Genomic DNA, 16,870 nt, shown 5'->3' on the forward strand with positions numbered 1-16,870 from the left:
AGGGTGGCGTGGGGCCTCAGCCGGCGTCCGTGCGGCGGGGAAGCTGGCGGACCGGCGGATCGAGCAGCGTCTGCTCAGACGAGAGCAGCGTGCGCTCCCGCTCGCGCAGGTCCTCGTAGTCGAGCATCTCCGTGACCGTCACCTGGCGGGTGGTCAGCTCGACGCCCTTCAGCTCCGTGAGGTCTTCCGACGCGACCTCGTAGTCACGGAACCGGCGGGCCGATACCATCACGCGGGTCTCCAGCGCACCCACGGCGCTGTTGTAGTTCGTCACGGCGCTGCGCAGCGAATTGCCCAGCTTGTCGAAGTGCTTTCCGAGGGTTGCGAGCCGCTCGTAGAGTTCGCGGCCGAGTTTCGAGATCTCCCCGGCCGTCTCTGCGAGAGCCACCTGCTTCCACCCATTCGCGACGATCTGCAGCTGCGGGATGAGCAGTCCGGGTGAGGCGAGCACGACGTGCTTGCGCGTGGCGTAGTCGTGGAGGTCCGGCATCTGCTCCATGGCGAGCCGGTAGAACTCGTCCGAGGGCAGGTACAGCACGACGAACTCCGGCGAGCCCAGATCCAACTGCCAGTAGTTCTTACCGGCGAGCTGGTCGATGTGGGTCTTGACGTGCCGGGCGAAGGAGGCGAAGTGCGACTTCTGGGCCTCCGGGTCTTCGGTGTTGTACGCCTCGAGCACCGCAGCCAGCGGCACCTTCGCGTCGACGAAGATCACCTTGCCGGCGGGGAGGTTCACCCGTAGGTCAGGGCGGAACAGGCCGTCGTCGGAGGTGTAGCTCTGCTGGGTGTCGAAATCGCAGCGCTCCACGAGGCCGGAGATCTCGACGATGCGCTTGAGGCTGCTCTCCCCCCACGCGCCGCGCACCTGGGGTGTGCGCAGGGCCTGGCTGAGGCTGGTGGTCTCCTTGCGGATGGCCTCCCCCGACATCCGCACGGTGTTGACCTGCTCAGCGAGCTCAGCGGCCATCCGCACGCGGTCCTTCTCCACCGCCTGCAGCTTCTCCTGCATCTGGCGCAGGCCGTCCGCCAGCGGGGCGACGAGCTGCTCCGTCGCCTTCATCCGCTGGTCCGCCACGACATCTGCGGCCTTGCCGTGCTTCTCCAGCGACTCCGAGGACAACACCTTGAACTGGTTGAGGAGCACCTCGCGGTCTGCCGCCTGTTCCTTGGCCTTCTGGACCGCGGCGTCGCGCTCTGCCTCTGCCGCCGCCACGAGCGCCTGCACCCTGGCGGTCTCACCCTGGGCCTCGGCCACCAGCCGCTGCGCGTCCGCGGCGACGGCGCGCAGCTCTGCCTTGCCTGCGAGGACCTGGGCGATCTCCGCCTTGGCCATGGCAGCCTCCTCACGGGCGCGACTGGCGTCTGCCCGGGCCTGCGCCGAATCGTCGCGGGCCTGCATCAACTGGCGCTGCTCCTGCTCACGGGCGGCCGCGTCTGAGGCGCCTGCGGCCGCGGTGCTGCGGCGGCCCAGCAGAAAGCCGCCGACCAGGCCGAGGACGAGGGCGAAGAGACCGAAAAGGATGGCGAGTGCTTCCATGCCTCACAGCTAATCAGCAGCCTCAGACAAAACCTGAATCCCACTCCGGGCAGACCCCAAAGCCACGACGATCCGGCCCTCCGGCGACGTCACCCACGTCCACCGGTGACCGCAGAGTGACACAATGGTCCGGGTGAGCACACTGGCCGACCTTGCCGAATCCATCCCCGACGCCGTCGAACGGCTGTCGGCCATCGTCACGCACACCCCAGTGCAGCTGAATGAGCGGCTGTCCGCCGCCACCGGCTCCGAGATCTGGCTCAAGCGCGAAGACCTGCAGCCCGTCCGCTCCTACAAGCTGCGCGGCGCCTACAACCTCATGAGCCAGCTCAACGAGGAGGAGAAGGACGCCGGCGTCGTCTGCGCCTCGGCCGGTAACCACGGCCAGGGCGTCGCGTTCTCCGCCGCGGCCCTCGGCATCCATGCCACCGTCGTGGTGCCCCACCCCACGCCGCGCCAGAAGCGTGACCGGATCCAGAAGATCGGTGGCCAGTACGTGGACCTTGTGCTGCACGGCGCCACCTACGACGAGGCCTCGGAGGAAGCCGTCCGGCTCGCCGGCCAGGGCATGGTGCTCGTCCCCGCCTTCAACGACCCGCGCACCGCCGCCGGCCAGGCGACACTGATGGTCGAGGCCTTCGACCAGCTCGGCTTCGTCCCGGACGTCGTCGTGCTGCCCATCGGCGGCGGCGGCCTCGTCGCAGGCTGCTCGGCGTGGCTGCGCGCGGTACACCCGGACGTGCGGATCATCGGCGTCGAACCGGAGGGCGCGCCCTGCATGGCGGCCGCGATCTCAGCCGGGCGGCCCGTCACCCTCAACAACATCGACACCTTCGTCGACGGCGCGGCCGTGCGGCGGGCCGGCGACTTCACCTTCCAGGCCATTCGCGAGGCACGCATCGAGCTGGCGCGCGTCCCAGAGGGCCAGATCTGCACCGAGATGCTGGACATGTACCAGACCGACGGCATCATCGCGGAGCCGGCCGGCGCCCTCGCCGCCGCCGCGCTCCCCACCGGCGGGGTGGGCCCGCGGGTGCAGATCCCGACGGGTTCCCGGGTGCTGGTGCTGGTCAGCGGCGGCAACAACGACGTCTCGCGCTACGCCGACGTGGTGGAGCGCTCGCTCATCCACGAGGGCCGCAAGCGCTACTTCCTGGTGGAGTTCCCGCAGCAGCCGGGTGCGCTGCGCATGTTCCTCGACTCCGTGCTGGGGCCAGAGGACGACATCGCCTACTTCGAGTACGTCAAGCGCAACAACAAGGAGACAGGGCCCGCGCTGGTGGGCGTCGAACTGGGCAGCCCGGGCGACTACCGCTTCCTCCTCCAACGCATCGACGAGTGCGGCATGAAGACCGAGGAGATCGCCTACGACTCCCCGTACTTCACCTTCCTGGTCTGACCCGGCCGATGGCCGTCCGGGCATGGAAAAGGCCGCCGGTCTCCCGGCGGCCCCCATTCCTCAGCGTCAGTGCTTGACTGCGCGGCGCAGGTCCTTGCGCAGTTCCGGCGGCAGCGCGAACTGCAGCGTCTCCTCCGTCAGGCGCTCCTCGACCGCAGCCGGGTAACCCTGCTCCTCGAGGAACTTGAGCACGCCCTGCACCAGATCGTCGGGTACCGAGGCGCCGGACGTGACGCCCACCGTCTCCACGCCGTCGAGCCATTCGGGCTTGATCTCGCTGTAGTTGTCGACGCGGTGCGAGGTCTTCGCCCCGGCCTCGAGCGCGACCTCCACGAGGCGCACGGAGTTCGACGAGTTGGCCGACCCCACCACGATCATCAGGTCGCAGCCGCCGCCGGCGATCTGCTTCACGGCGAGCTGGCGGTTCTGCGTGGCGTAACAGATGTCGTCCGACGGGGGGTCCATCAGGAGCGGGAACTTCTCCCGCAGCCGGCCCACCGTCTCCATGGTCTCGTCGACGGACAAGGTGGTCTGCGACAGCCAGGCGACATCCGCGTCATCCGGCAGGTCCAGCCCGGCGACATCGTCGGGGTGCTGCACCAGGATGGTCTGCTCGGGCGCGTGGCCCATGGTGCCGTCCACCTCTTCATGGCCCTGGTGGCCGATGAGCAGGATGGTCTTGCCGTCCATCGCGAAGCGCTTGGCCTCGTGGTGCACCTTGGTGACCAGCGGGCACGTGGCGTCGATGGTCTTCAGACCGCGCTCGGCCGCCTCGGATTTCACCGCCGGGGACACGCCGTGTGCAGAGAACACCACGGTGGAACCCGGCGGCACCTCTTCGAGTTCCTCGACGAAGATCGCGCCGCGCGCCTGGAGGTCCTCGACGACGTGGCGGTTGTGCACGATCTCCTTGCGCACATAGACGGGTGAGCCGTACAGGTCGAGGGCCTTCTCAACGGTGATCACGGCACGGTCCACGCCCGCGCAGTAACCACGGGGCGCAGCGACAACGACTCGTTTGGTGGCAGTCATGCCTCTTAGTCTAGGTGAAATAGGAAATACCCCCGCTTCGGTAGCCTGGGGCCATGAAATCGCCTCAGCTGCACGCCGTCGGATTCGACTTCACCTCCATGGAGGCGCTCACCAAGGCTGCGTTCGACGGTGGGGTCAGGGGCGTCAACAAGGCGCCTGGCTTCGCCCTGATCGGCGCCTACACCGACCCGAGCGGCGCCCGGGTGGCCTTCGTGCAGCGCAAGGGGCAGGCGGTCAACGTGTCCGCAGGGCTCCGCTCGGACACGCGGTACCGGGCCCAGGTGATCCGGTTCACGGACCTCCTGGCGCGCGTCGCCGTGTACTCGCAGGGCGAGGGCGGCGAGCTGCTCACCCAGTTCCTCGCCATGGTCGACGACCCCATCGCCTACGAGCAGCACGACCTCGCCCCCGGCGGCGGCTTCTCGATCATCCAGGAACTGCAGGTGGGCGCGCTGGCCATGGACGTGCTGGTGTTCGCCGACGAAGAGGCGTTCAAGGCCTCCGACGCCGCCCGCGTCGGCTCGATGCTGATGGAGCCGCGCTCCATGGTGTCGCCGTCGCTCATGGGGTTGCAGGCCTCCTCCATCACCACCGAGGAGGCGGGGCCCACCCTGCTGTTGGGCGCCGTCGTCGAGGATGTTGAGGTGCGCCGCAACGAGCTGACGAAGACTGACTTCCAGTACGTGCGGGCAGCCAGTGTCATCGACCTCACGGTCGCCGTCCCCATGGAGCACCCCGTCGAGCCGGGCAACGTGATCCACGGCACGTTCTACGCCACCGTCAACGCCGGTACCTGGGACCGCAACGCCGGCGCCCACTAGGGTTGCCCGCATGGCACTGACCAGCTCCCCGGAACAACCGCAGCCGCTGGGCCGCGTGATCGGGGCGGTCAAGGACTGGGTGAACCGGTGCGGGGAGATCTGGGTCGACGCCCAGGTGGTGGAGATCAAGCGCCGCAACGCCCCCACCCAGTTCATGACGTTCCGCGACCGGATCGCCGACATGTCCTGCCAGGTCACCGCCTCCACCCTGGTGCTGGACGCCGCCGGTCCCATCCCGGAGGGCTCCCGCGTGACGGCCCGGATCCGGCCGCGCGTCTGGGACCGCAACTCGACGCTGAGCTACGAATGCCTGGAACTCCGTGTCGCCGGCGAGGGTCGCCTCCTGGCGCAGCTCGAACAACTCAAGCGCAAGCTCCAGGCTGAGGGCCTGTTCGAGGCCCACCGCAAACGCCGCCTCCCGCTGCTGCCACGCGTGATCGGGCTGGTCACCGGCAAGAACTCCGACGCGGAGCGCGACGTCATCACCAACGTTGAGCGACGCTGGCCCGGCGCCCACCTCCGGGTGCGGCACGCGCTGGTGCAGGGCGTCAGCTCGGCGGAATCCGTCATGACGGCGTTGGCCGCCCTGGACGCCGACCAGGAGGTCGACGTCATCATCATCGCCCGCGGGGGCGGCTCCCTGGAAGACCTGTTGAGCTTCTCCGATGAGGGACTCGTGCGGGCGGTCCACGCGGCCCGCACGCCGGTGATCACGGCCATCGGGCACGAGCGCGACTTCCCGCTCGTCGACTTCGTGGCGGACTACCGGGCCTCCACCCCCACGGACGCGGCCAAGCACGTGGTGCCGGACCACGCGGCGGAGCAGGCCGGTGTCGCGCAGTCGCTCCAGCGGCTGCACCGCGCGGTCGACGGCGTGCTCACCCGCCAGCAGCAGGTGCTGGACGCGCTGCGCTCGCGCCCCGTCATGGTGGACCCCACCAGCGCCTTCGACGCCCACGTCGAGCGGGTGTCACTGCTGCGCCACCGTCTGGAGTCCGCCATCGGCCGCAGGCTCCGCGACGAGGAATCAGACCTCCGGGCCGCCGTCAGCACCGTCCGCGCGCTCTCGCCCAAACGGACCCTGGAGCGCGGCTACGCCGTCCTCGTGGACGAGGCGCACGCCTCGGTGTCCAGCATCGCCGACACCACCGTCGGCGCCCGTGTCCACGCCTACCTGGCCGACGGGGAACTCGCCCTCGATGTCGCCCGGGTCACGCCCGAACCGACGTCCTGAATGTATCGAAGGGAGCCCACGATGGCTGACGAGAAGCTGACCTATGAGCAGGCCCGCGACGAACTGGTCGCCGTGGTCGGCAAGCTGGAATCCGGCGGCGCCTCGCTCGCGGAGTCGATGGCGCTGTGGAAGCGCGGCGAGGAACTGGCGAAGATCTGCCAGGAGTTCCTCGACGGGGCCAAGGAGCAAGTGGCGAAGGCCCGCGAGGCCGATTGAGGGGCTATCGCTCCACGAGGGTCGAGGTGAAGGCTTCGAGTTCCGGGAAGTCGGCGTCCGCCGAGACCACCGTCGTCACGCCGTCCTCCTCGTTGACGAGGCTGCGCGTACGGCCGTCCTTGCTCTCGTAGCGGGACCAGTCGCGGCCGGCGAGAGTCGTCTCCTCGCCGATCTCGTTGCCCTCACGGGTGCCGCTGCGCACCAGTTCCCGGGCGGATTCGTCGCGCTGCAGGACTCCGTAGTAGATCTCGTCCGGCGAGAGGTAACCCACCTGCCACGAGTTGCCCAGCGCGGGCTCCGTGGTGATCCACGGCTGGCCCTTCTGGGCCCAGGCGGCGCGAACCGGGACCCAGCCCTCCCCCGGGTTCTCGGCGACCAGCACCGGGAACGGCGACTCCGCCTCGGCCCGGGTAATGAAGGGGCCGAGATCGAGGGGGTCCACCTCCTCCTTGGGCGTGGAGGTGAAGAAGATGATGACCAGCAGCACCGGAACAGCGATGACCGCCAAGGAGATGATCATGTCCCTGCCGCGGGCCTTCGGGTTGCGAGCCATGCGCGCCACCCTACCCAGCCGCCACCTCCGACAGCCACCCGCGCCCAGCCGCACGCGCAATGCCATCGACCGGACGACGCGGGGTTCAGCGCCCGAAGCGACGCTCACGCTGGGCGTAGGCCCGCAGCGCGCGGACGAAGTCGACGCGGCGGAAATCCGGCCACAACGCTTCGCAGAAGTAGAACTCGCTGTGCGCCGACTGCCACAACAGGAAGCCCGAGAGCCTCTGCTCGCCCGAGGTGCGGATGATCAGATCCGGATCCGGCTGACCCTTCGTGTAGAGGTGTTCGGAGATCTCGTCGATCTCCAGCGTCTGCGCCACCTCTTCGAGCATGGCGCCTTGCGAGGCCTTCTCGGCGAGCAGGGAGCGCACGGCGTCGCGCAGTTCGTGGCGGCCCCCGTAGGCGACGGCGACGTTGACCACCATGCCGGCGATGTCCTCCGTCGACGCGGAGGCCGAGCGCAACGACTGGGCGCATTGCTCATCCAGCAGGTCAAGGGCACCCACCACCTGCACGCGCCAGCGCCTCCGGGCCGCGAGGTCGCGCACGAGGTCCTGGATGACCTGGAGCAGCGGGGCGAGCTCGGCCTCCTCACCACGGCTGAGGTTCTCGGTGCTCAGCACCCACAGCGTGATGACCTTGATCCCGGCGTCCTCGCACCACTCCACGAACTCGCGGAGCTTGGCCGCGCCCGCCCGGTAACCGGCGACGAGGGGCTCACCGGGTGCGTTCATCCGGGCCCACCGGCGGTTCCCGTCGGCGAGGACGGCCACGTGTTGCGGGAGCGATGCCTTGTCCAGCTTGTCCAGCACGCCCCGCTCGTAGGTGGCGTACAGCCACTTGGGCGGCCACCACCGCTCGCTGAACGGGCGCGCAAGTGACATGCGAGAAGCCTAGGGCATTGCGTCAAGGGCGCGGGAGGTATGTGTCGCCGAAGCGAACCCGCCTGACGTCCTGCAGGTGTGGTCGCCCCCCACCCGAATGAAGGCGGAGACCCCATCCGGAGGACAGCCCGCGGCTCTGCCTGTGGATCCGCCGACCAGGTGGTGGGATCGGGTTGGAAATGGGCGCGCAACGCGTTAACCTACGGTTGCGTAAGTTACGGAAGCGTAGGTCTGACCATGAACGACTCCTCCACCGTCGAAGCAGGCACCGGGACCACCCCGCAGCCCAGCGAACGGCCCAGGGCGGAAGCTCCCATCCAGGGCGGTGGGCTGTCGACGAGGGCGGACACCAAGCCCAAGCTGAGGGGCTGGCTGCACCTGGGGATGTCGCCCATCATCTTCATCGTCGGTCTGGCGTTCACCACCTTCGCGCCGGACCTCACCGCCCGCGTCGGCGCCGCCGTCTACACACTGGCCGCAGTGCAGCTCTTCGGCACCAGCGCCGTCTACCACCGCGGGAACTGGTCCGACAGGACCAACGCCATCTTCCGCCGCATCGACCACTCCAACATCTTCGTGTTCATCGCCGGCACCTACACCCCCCTGACGCTCGCGCTGCTGGACGGCAGCTCCCGCTGGGCCCTCCTGATCCTGATCTGGTCCATCGCCGTGCTCGGCGTGCTGTTCCGCGTCACATGGTTGTCGGCGCCCCGCTGGCTCTACACGCTGCTCTACGTGGCCATGGGGTGGGCGGCGGTCGGCTGGCTCAACCAGTTCTGGGCAGAGGGCGGCCCCGCGGTGGTCCTGCTGCTGCTGGGCGGCGGGCTCGTCTACTCGGTGGGGGCGCTCGCCTACGGGACGAAGCGGCCGCAGCTGTCGCCCACCTGGTTCGGCTTCCACGAGGTGTTCCACGCCTGCACGATCATCGCCGCCGTGCTGCACGCGGTCGCCATCGGGCTGGCCATTTTCTGATCCCCGAGCCACCTCCCGCCGGTAGATTGGCTCCATGACGGACCTGTTCCCCACCAGCTGGAATCATGCAGTGGTCGTCGTCGCGCATCCAGACGACCCGGAGTACGGCATCGCAGCCGCCGTGGCCAGGTGGACGCGCGAGGGGAAGCAGGTCACCTACCTCCTGGCCACCAGCGGCGAGGCCGGCATCCAGGGGATGTCGCCGGCCGAGGCCGGCCCGCTCCGCGAGGAGGAGCAGCGCCGCGCGGCCGCCCATGTGGGCGTCAGCCGGTTGATCTGGCTGGATCTCCCAGACGGCAGGCTGGCAGACACCCCCGGCCTCGCCGACGCCCTCCGGCACGCCACCGAGTCCCATCCCATGGATCTGGTCATCTCCACCTACCGGGGCCCCGAGTGGGAACCCGGCACGCCCAACCAGGCCGACCACATGGCCGTCGGGGAGGCCACCATCGAGGCGCTCGAGGGCAGGAACGTCTGGCATTTCGAGAACGGCCCCGGCCCGACGCACCACTTGGTGGTGACGGACGACGACGTGCAGGCCGCCGTCCGGTCGCTCGCGGAGCACCAGGTCTACCTGGCGGTGCTCGACCCGACCACCGACGTGTGGACGCAGGCCGAGGCGGTGGTGAGCCGCAGCATCGACACCGGGCACGGAGAGAACCGAGTCCAGTTCAGGCTCGTTTCCGCACCGGCGCGGGAATCTTAACCACACCGTTGTCATTCGGGGTCTTCCCGTTGCCCCACCGGCACGTTACTGTCTAGCCATGGAGAACCGCTCCATCACCGAAGATCCGGTCCCCTGACCTCAGGACGGGGGCAGGCAAGAGCGTCGCCCCCGCGAAGGGAGCAAACGTGCTCAACCTGTCAGACCAGCAGACTTCCCCCACCGCTGCGCAGCCCATCACGGCCATCAAGACCTACGTCGTCGACACCTCCGTCCTCCTTTCAGACCCGAAGGCGATGTTGCGCTTCAAGGAGCACAACGTCATCCTGCCGATCGTGGTCATCACGGAGCTCGAAGCGAAGCGCCACCACCCCGAACTGGGCTTCTTCGCCCGCTCAGCACTTCGCCTCCTCGACGATCTCCGCGTCGAACACGGCCGCCTCGACACCCCGCTGCCCACCAACGACCAGGGCGGAAACCTGCGGGTCGAGCTGAATCACAGCAACGAGGAAGCGCTCCCGCCCGGGTTCCGCCTCGGCGACAACGACACCCGCATCCTCGCCGTCGCGCTCAACTACGCCAACGAGGGCCACGACGTGGTGCTGGTCACCAAGGATGTGCCGCTCCGGGTGAAGGCAGCGGCCGTGGGGCTCGCCGCCGAGGAGTACCGCAACGACCTGGCGGTCCACACCGGGCACACGGGCATGGCGGAGGTCGCGGTCACCTCGGAGGATGTCGATTCCCTCTACTCCGGCGGCGTGCTCACCACAGCGGCCGCAGACGACATCTGCGTCCATTCCGGGGTGGTGGTGAACGCCCCTGGTTCGTCGGCGCTGGCCCGCAAGTTGCCCAACGGGGACCTGAAGCTCATCAAGCACGACCGCGAGGTCTTCGGTCTACGCGGCCGCTCCGCAGAGCAGCGGGTGGCACTCGAGATCCTCATGGACGACACCATCGGCATCGTCTCCCTGGGCGGCCGGGCGGGCACCGGCAAGTCGGCGCTGGCGCTCTGCGCGGGCCTCGACGCGGTGCTGGAGCAGCGCAAGTACACCAAGGTGATGATCTTCCGGCCGCTCTACGCGGTGGGCGGTCAGGAGCTCGGCTACCTCCCGGGCAGCGCGGAAGAGAAGATGCAGCCCTGGGGCCAGGCGGTGTTCGACACCCTTTCGGCAGTCACCAACAAGTACGTCATCGACGAGTTGCTCGAACAGGACATGATCGAGGTGCTGCCGCTGACCCACATCCGCGGCCGGTCCTTGCACGACGCGTTCATCATCGTGGACGAGGCCCAGTCGCTGGAGCGCAACGTCCTCCTGACGGTGTTGTCCAGGGTCGGCCAGAACTCGCGTGTGGTGCTGACGCACGATGTCGCCCAGCGGGACAACCTCCGGGTGGGTCGCCACGACGGAGTGGTCGCCGTGATCGAGAAGTTGAAGGGCAATCCCCTCTTCGCGCACGTCACCCTGACCCGCTCCGAGCGTTCGCAGATCGCCGCGCTGGTCACCGACATGCTCGAGGTCGACTCACTCGGCTGACGGTCACCCCGGCACAGGCAGGAATTCGGAGGGAGACTTCAGCCACATCGCCCACATGGAGCGGGATGTGGCAGGAATCTCCCTCCGAGTTCCGGTGACGGTCCCCTACTCGGCGCGGATGGCGGCCAGCGGGCTGAGTTTCATCGCGCGCTGCGCCGGAAGCACGCCGGCGACGGTACCGATCAGCGTGGCGAAGCCGACGGCCCCCACCATCAACCACACGGGGATGATCGACACCTGGCCGCCCTCGGCACCGGTGACCATCTGCGATCCCAGGGTGGCGTTCAGCACCGCGGAGACGCCCAGCGACAACAACAGCCCGATGAGGCCGCCGAAGAACCCGATGCTCGAGGCCTCGATCAGGAACATCTTGCGGATGTCACCGAGGGCGGCTCCCATCACCTTCATGATGCCGATCTCCCTGGTGCGCTCGTAGACGCTCATCATCATCGTGTTGGCGATGCCGATGGCCGCCACCAGCAGCGAGATGAAACCGATGCCGCCGAACACCGCCTGGATGATCAGCCCCTGTTCCTGCGACTGCCGGATCCACTCGATCTCCGCATATGCCTGATAGCCCTGGTCCCGCAGCGTGTTGAGCACCGCCTCCGCGTCCTCCGGGCTGTCCGTCAGCACCTTGAACTCGGTGTAGATGAAGTCCTTGCCCAGCGGCTTCCCGTCCGATGTGGCGGGCTGGTTCGGCAACGCCTTGCCCGGCATGGCCTTCCGTAGCCACTCGATCATGCCGTCGAGATCCGCCCACACCGACGTCGAGTACGGCCCCCACTGGTCTTCCGCGAGGTCGCTGTGGAGTTCGCCGATGACAGGCAGGATGTGCCGCTTCGCAGGTTTCGGGGGCGCCGCCGGGTCGTCGCCAGGCGCCGGGGCGCCGTCGATCGGCACGGGGCCGTACTCCCCCCAGGTGGCGACCGTGCCGAAGAGGGTCTGGGTCCTGAAGTCGATGTCCATGGGCATGCCGGTCATCGGGTCCCAGAACTGCTCGTCCACCCTGTCGCCGAGCAGCAGGCCGAACGTGCCCTGCTGCGGCATTTCGCCCCATGCGAGCTCGAGCTCCATCTCCGGGAAGGCTTCGGCTGGGAGGCCCTGGATCTGGAGGTACTGCTTGGTGGTGCCGACACTGATCTCCAGGTCAGCCAGGTACACGGGCCACACGGCAGTCGCACCTGGCGTCGACGCCAGGAAGGTGCGCATGGCCTCGTTCATCTTGGTGGGCCCGCCGACGCCCACCTGTTCGGGCGCCGGGGCCCCGTTCACGGACACCTGGCGCAGGTTGATGTTCTGGAACTGGGCCGTGAAACTCGACGAGAGCCCTACCCCCAGCGACACCATCACGATCACCGCGGTGGTGCCGATGAGCACGCCCAGCACCGTCAGCGACGTGCGGAACAGTCGCTGACGCAGGCTCGCGAAGCTCGTCGCGAGGAGATCGGACCAACGCATCGAGGACTCAGCGGACTTCCGCGCCGATGAGCGGGTCGCCGAGTGCCGCCAGCGACTCCATGTCCTCCGTCTCGGCGCGCCTGCGCCGGCGACGCCGGACCACGAGCAACGCCATGATCAGGAACAGCAGGAGCAGGCCGCCGCCGACGAGCACCGGGATCCAGGGGAAACCCGCGCCCTCCTCCGGCATGGGCTCCTCCCACTGGCCCGGCTCCTCCATCGGCATGGGTGCCATCACGGCGACCTCGAGGGTCTTGTCCATGGTGCTCACGTTGCCGTCGACGTCCTCATAGGACACGGTGACGGTCACGGGCCCGGCGGCCTCCTCCACCGCCTGCACCGTCATATCGACGGCTCCGCTGGCCCCGGCGTCGACAGTGCCGACGAACACCTCTTGGCCGACGATGGGCTGGCCCTCGGCGATGGAGGCCTTGGCGTTGTAGAGCTTGGTCTTGCCCTGATTGAAGATGCTGAAGGTCAGCGAGGCGTCCTGACCCATCGTCAACTGCGGCGGCAGCAACTGCGGGGCCGACGCGTCGGCGCGGATGTTCTGCTTGACCTGGATGGAGACCGTCTCCTGGGCCGAGTAGGCGTTGGCCTGGCTGTCCTCGTACTCGATGCTGATCGTCAGCTGGTACGGCTTCTCCTCCAGGGAGGGCAGCGAGTGGAAGTTCATCGTGCCTGACTCGATCTGGTCGGCGCCGATGCGGCTGAGGTACAGCGACGACGAGCCGTTGGCCGGCAGGAAGGCCGCGTCGGCCGACGTCAGCGTGACCTTCATGTTCTGCACGCGCGTCTTCGTGGAGGTGTTGCGCAGCGTGAAGGTGACCTGGAAGTCGTCGCCGGCCTGCACCTCCGCCGGGTTCGTCGTGAACCCTGACAGGATGACGCGCGGGGTGGACACGCCCGGCACGACGACGGGAGGCGCGGGTGGTTCGCCCACCGGCGCACCCTCGGTGCCGCCGTCGCCCAGGACGCCGCCGTCCGTGGTGGGGTCCCCCGCCGCGCTGGCGAGCGGGATGAGGCTCAGGCTGGACACCATCATCAGCACGAGCATGAGGCGGTGGATCATCTTCATGGCGCGACCTTCTGGGTAGTGACGACGGGGCCCGTCTGGGCGTGTTCCGTCTGGGAGATGTCGGTGATGCGGCCGTCCCCGATGCTGATGATCGTGTCGGCGAACGAAGCGAGGTGGTGGTCGTGGGTGACCATGATCCACGTCTGCTGGAAGCGCTGGATGACGGCGCGGAAGAGGCGCAGCGTCTCTTCCGAGGTGCGCGAATCAAGGTTGCCGGTGGGCTCATCGGCGAAGACGAGGGTGGGCTGGACGGCCATGGCGCGGGCGATGCCGACGCGCTGCTGCTGGCCGCCGGAGAGCTGGCTCGGTTTGTGGTGGAGGTGCCCGGCGAGCCCGAGTTGCGTGAGGATCGCCCGGGCGCGGGCCTGCCGGGTGCGCTTCGGGATGCCCCGGAAACTCAAGGGCATCGCGACGTTGTCGAGGGCGGTGAGCGACTGCAGCAGGTTGAACGACTGGAAGATGAAGCCCACCTGCTCGCGGCGGTAGGTGACCAGTTGGGACTCGCTGAACCTGTGCAGCGGTTGGCCGGCGACGAACACCTCGCCCGCCGTCGGCTTCTCGAGGCCGCCGAGCATGTTCAGCAGCGTCGACTTGCCGGAACCGGAGGTGCCCACGACGGCGGTGAAGCTGCCCCGCGGGATGGTGAGGTTGACCCGGTTCAGGGCGACCACCCGGGAGTCGCCGACGCGGAAGATCTTGCTCAGGTCACGCGTCTGCACGAGGGGTTGGCCGACGTCCGGCAGCGGCGGCCGCTGTGTCTTCGGTGGCACCAGGCACCCCCCTTGTGTCGTGGTAGAAGAAACATAGCGGTCCCCCGTCGTCGACGCTGCCCCGACCCGGGAGAAGGGCGCAGTGCCGAGCGCCGAGCGGAAATGTCAGACGCCGGCCCTACCGTGGAAACACAAGCCAATAACGGGGGCAAGGAGGACGGCTTTGAATACTGAGAACATCCTGGACCTACGCGATGCGATCGCGGGTCTGCTACGTGAGGTGCACGGCACCGATGACAGCAAGGTCATCGATCTGGTCTGGGGGTACTACCAGATGGCCTCGGACGGGGACGACCTGATCATTGAGATCGAGTCCAACTCCTACATCGACGACGAGGACGTGCAGCTCACCGAGGAACAGTGCGCAGCGCTGGAACAGTTGGGCTTCACCCGCCCTGATGACGGCATGCCGAACTGGTGGATCGGCATCGAGGGCGGCCGCGAGGAGGACATCGAGGCCGCTGCCCTGGCCACGGCGCGGGGCCTCGTCGAGGTCCTCGGCCACGACCTGCCCGGGGCGCTCGCCGCCTCCCTGGCCTGGCGCCCCCAGCGGGCGTTCCACGTCTCGCGGGACCGGGCCGCGGGCCTGCTCGTCGGCACCGCCGTCGGGGATGCGCTGGGCGCCGGCTACGAGTTCGGGCCCACGCTCGCCCCGGATGCGCCGGTGGGCATGATCGGCGGCGGGCTGGGCGATTTCGCCCCCGGCGAGTGGACGGACGACACGTCGATGGCGGTGTGTATCGCGCACGTCTTCAACCAGCGGATGGATCCCCGCACGGCTCAGGCCCGCGACGCCATCGCCACGAACTTCGGGGCCTGGCTCGCCAGCAACCCGCCGGACGTGGGTGTCCAGACCCGCGCCGTCATGCGCATGGCAGACGCCGGGTACGCCGACGACCTGACGCAGGCGGCGCGGCAGTACTTCGCCGCCAATCCCACCCGCAGCGCGGGCAACGGTGCCCTCATGCGCACGGCCCCCGTCGCGCTGTTCGACACCACGCCGCTCATCGTGGCCAGCGTGGCACGGCGCATCGCGGAGTTGACGCACGCAGACCCCATCGCGGGCGACGCGTGCGTGATCTGGTCGATCGCCATCGCCCACGCCGTCCAGTTGGAGAACTTCGACGGCGTGCGAGAGGCGCTCCCCTACATCCCGAAGGAGCGCCGCAACTACTGGGCGGAGCGCCTCGACGAGGCGGAGACGCTGCCCCCGGCCACGTTCTCGAAGAACGGCTGGACAGTGCACGCGTTGCAGGCGGCCTACGCCGCCATCGTGCAGACGCCGGTCCCCCGGGAGGACCCGGCTGATCACTTCCGCCTGGCGTTGGAGAACGCGGTCAGGGTCGGACACGACACAGACACCGTCGCGGCCATCGCCGGTGGGTTGCTGGGAGCCAGGTGGGGCTACTCGGCCATCCCCCTGCAGTGGACCCGCCGTCTGCACGGCTGGCCGGGGCTCCGCGCGAAAGACCTCAAGGAGATGGCCGCGCAGATCTTCCCCGCCGATTACACCGTGCAACCGGGCCTGGACAACTTCTTCCAGCACCCGCTCGACAGCGGCCTCTTCGTGGGCGGCTACCACGCCGGATCCACGCCACCCGAGGGCATCGACGCGGTGGTCTCGCTCTGCCGGCCCTCGGACGCGGACGAGCTGGCCAAGGGCATCGCGCCGGACAACCGCATTGAGGTCTGGCTCTCAGACCGCGGTTACGAGGACAACCCACACCTCGACCATGTGCTCACGGAGGCTGCCCACATGGTGGCCAGCCTGCGGGCCGAGGGGCTGACGGTGTTGATCCACTGCGTGTCCGGGCAGTCGCGGACCCCCACGGTGGCGTCCCTCTACGCCGCTGAGGCGCTGGGCGTGCCCGCCGCCGAGGCGCTGCGTGCGCTGCAGGAGATTCATCCAAACGCTCAACCGAATCCCACATTCCTGGAAATCATCCACCGACACAACGTCTGAAACGCACATCCGACACGCCCTCAGGATGACGCGACCCCACCTCGCGGTTTATCGTGAAGACGGCGATCCAAAGATCGCCGTTGCGGGAGGAAGCGGCATGCGGCACACGGAGCAATTGAAGGAACTTGAATTCACCCCGTCGAAGGTCAAGGTGACAGACTGGGACCTCCGCATTCCGATAGCTCCAAAGGCCGGTCCGTTCTGCCAGCTCGTGGTGGAGCCGTCGACGGCCGCCGGCCCCGGTCTTTTCGCCTGGGTTGTCGCTGACAAGGTCGTCTACCTCGGCCATACCGATGACCTGGCCAGCGTCTCGAACTCGCACGGGGACTACTCCGTCGTCTCCCCGTCCACGACGGACGGCGGCCCGGCCAAGATCAACAACCTGATGAACGCGGCACACAAGGCGGAGCACCGCGTCTCGTGGTGGTGGCGTCAGGAGACCACGGCAGATGACGCGGCCCAGGCCGCCGAAGGCCTTGTGGCAGAACTGGATCCCATGGGCAACAAGTTGACCCGCCCCAAGGCAGCCCCGGTAAAGGCTCAGGCCCCGGCAGCGGCAGCAGCCACGCGGACTCCCCGTGTGGCGGCAGCGCCGAAGGCAAAGGCTCCCGTCAAGTACGACGCCGAGCGCGTCACCCCCACGGGCCTCGTCTGCCCGTCGTGCTTCATCCGGGTGTCGTTGGCCACGCGGTGGTGCGACGACTGCGAGATCCTGGTCGCCAGCTGACCCTTCCGCCCGAGTCGGTGCT

General features: G+C 68.4%; 16 protein-coding genes. 9 read left to right on the forward strand and 7 right to left on the reverse strand.

What is annotated here, in order from left to right:
• Positions 1–16 precede the first annotated feature (16 nt).
• Positions 17–1,537, reverse strand: coding sequence for a DNA recombination protein RmuC (gene rmuC, locus C3E87_RS04435; protein WP_076059848.1), 1,521 nt, complete (start codon positions 1,535–1,537; stop codon positions 17–19).
• 124 nt (positions 1,538–1,661) lie between these two features.
• On the opposite strand from rmuC, the gene ilvA reads away from it, so the two are divergent.
• Positions 1,662–2,936, forward strand: coding sequence for a threonine ammonia-lyase IlvA (gene ilvA, locus C3E87_RS04440; protein WP_076059850.1), 1,275 nt, complete (start codon positions 1,662–1,664; stop codon positions 2,934–2,936).
• Between the two features lie 66 nt (positions 2,937–3,002).
• On the opposite strand, the gene C3E87_RS04445 is transcribed toward ilvA, so the two are convergent.
• Positions 3,003–3,968 carry a 4-hydroxy-3-methylbut-2-enyl diphosphate reductase gene (locus C3E87_RS04445; RefSeq protein ID WP_076059853.1) on the reverse strand — a complete coding sequence of 322 codons (966 nt, stop codon included), beginning with the start codon at positions 3,966–3,968 and terminating at the stop codon, positions 3,003–3,005.
• 53 nt (positions 3,969–4,021) lie between these two features.
• Between C3E87_RS04445 and C3E87_RS04450 the strand changes: the two genes are divergently transcribed.
• Genes C3E87_RS04450 through C3E87_RS04460 form a run of 3 tightly spaced genes read left to right on the forward strand, consistent with a single transcriptional unit; the run spans position 4,022 to position 6,239 of the window.
• Positions 4,022–4,789 carry a hypothetical protein gene (locus C3E87_RS04450; RefSeq protein ID WP_076059855.1) on the forward strand — a complete coding sequence of 256 codons (768 nt, stop codon included), beginning with the start codon at positions 4,022–4,024 and terminating at the stop codon, positions 4,787–4,789.
• Positions 4,790–4,799: 10 nt separating this feature from the next.
• Positions 4,800–6,023, forward strand: coding sequence for an exodeoxyribonuclease VII large subunit (gene xseA / locus C3E87_RS04455; RefSeq protein WP_076059858.1), 1,224 nt, complete (start codon positions 4,800–4,802; stop codon positions 6,021–6,023).
• A 21-nt stretch (positions 6,024–6,044) separates the two neighbouring features.
• Complete coding sequence (locus tag C3E87_RS04460) at positions 6,045–6,239, forward strand: exodeoxyribonuclease VII small subunit (RefSeq protein WP_083665397.1); 195 nt, start codon at positions 6,045–6,047, stop codon at positions 6,237–6,239.
• Between the two features lie 4 nt (positions 6,240–6,243).
• Here C3E87_RS04460 and C3E87_RS04465 read toward each other — a convergent pair whose 3' ends face one another.
• Positions 6,244–6,792 (reverse strand): DUF4245 domain-containing protein, encoded by a 549-nt coding sequence (locus tag C3E87_RS04465; RefSeq protein ID WP_076059863.1) that lies wholly within the window; start codon positions 6,790–6,792, stop codon positions 6,244–6,246.
• A gap of 85 nt (positions 6,793–6,877) precedes the next feature.
• On the reverse strand, positions 6,878–7,678 hold the full coding sequence (locus tag C3E87_RS04470; protein ID WP_076059866.1) for an isoprenyl transferase: 801 nt from the start codon (positions 7,676–7,678) through the stop codon (positions 6,878–6,880).
• A gap of 237 nt (positions 7,679–7,915) precedes the next feature.
• Between C3E87_RS04470 and C3E87_RS04475 the strand changes: the two genes are divergently transcribed.
• The 3 genes from C3E87_RS04475 (at position 7,916) to C3E87_RS04485 (ending at position 10,849) form a co-directional block, all read left to right on the forward strand.
• Positions 7,916–8,650, forward strand: a complete 735-nt coding sequence (locus tag C3E87_RS04475; protein ID WP_083665399.1) for a hemolysin III family protein — start codon at positions 7,916–7,918, stop codon at positions 8,648–8,650.
• A 34-nt stretch (positions 8,651–8,684) separates the two neighbouring features.
• Positions 8,685–9,356 (forward strand): PIG-L deacetylase family protein, encoded by a 672-nt coding sequence (locus C3E87_RS04480; RefSeq protein WP_076059868.1) that lies wholly within the window; start codon positions 8,685–8,687, stop codon positions 9,354–9,356.
• A 254-nt stretch (positions 9,357–9,610) separates the two neighbouring features.
• Complete coding sequence (locus C3E87_RS04485; RefSeq protein ID WP_198928210.1) at positions 9,611–10,849, forward strand: PhoH family protein; 1,239 nt, start codon at positions 9,611–9,613, stop codon at positions 10,847–10,849.
• A 105-nt stretch (positions 10,850–10,954) separates the two neighbouring features.
• On the opposite strand, the gene C3E87_RS04490 is transcribed toward C3E87_RS04485, so the two are convergent.
• From C3E87_RS04490 to C3E87_RS04500, 3 genes are read right to left on the reverse strand one after another with little or no spacing between them, the layout of a single operon-like run.
• Complete coding sequence (locus tag C3E87_RS04490; protein ID WP_076059870.1) at positions 10,955–12,310, reverse strand: ABC transporter permease; 1,356 nt, start codon at positions 12,308–12,310, stop codon at positions 10,955–10,957.
• A 7-nt stretch (positions 12,311–12,317) separates the two neighbouring features.
• Positions 12,318–13,388 carry a COG1361 S-layer family protein gene (locus C3E87_RS04495; protein ID WP_076059872.1) on the reverse strand — a complete coding sequence of 357 codons (1,071 nt, stop codon included), beginning with the start codon at positions 13,386–13,388 and terminating at the stop codon, positions 12,318–12,320.
• On the reverse strand, positions 13,385–14,158 hold the full coding sequence (locus tag C3E87_RS04500) for an ABC transporter ATP-binding protein (RefSeq protein ID WP_233120700.1): 774 nt from the start codon (positions 14,156–14,158) through the stop codon (positions 13,385–13,387). Before C3E87_RS04500 ends, C3E87_RS04495 begins: the two co-directional genes overlap by 4 nt.
• Before the next feature lie 163 nt (positions 14,159–14,321).
• Here C3E87_RS04500 and C3E87_RS04505 point away from each other — a divergent pair, with 163 nt between their 5' ends.
• Positions 14,322–16,121, forward strand: a complete 1,800-nt coding sequence (locus C3E87_RS04505; protein WP_198928201.1) for an ADP-ribosylglycohydrolase family protein — start codon at positions 14,322–14,324, stop codon at positions 16,119–16,121.
• A gap of 97 nt (positions 16,122–16,218) precedes the next feature.
• The gene (locus C3E87_RS04510; protein ID WP_076059875.1) at positions 16,219–16,848 is read left to right on the forward strand and encodes a hypothetical protein; all 630 of its coding nucleotides are present in this window, start codon (positions 16,219–16,221) and stop codon (positions 16,846–16,848) included.
• The last annotated feature ends 22 nt before the right edge of the window (positions 16,849–16,870 follow it).

It is taken from the genome of Tessaracoccus sp. ZS01 (assembly GCF_022342445.1).
Lineage (GTDB): Bacteria > Actinomycetota > Actinomycetes > Propionibacteriales > Propionibacteriaceae > Arachnia.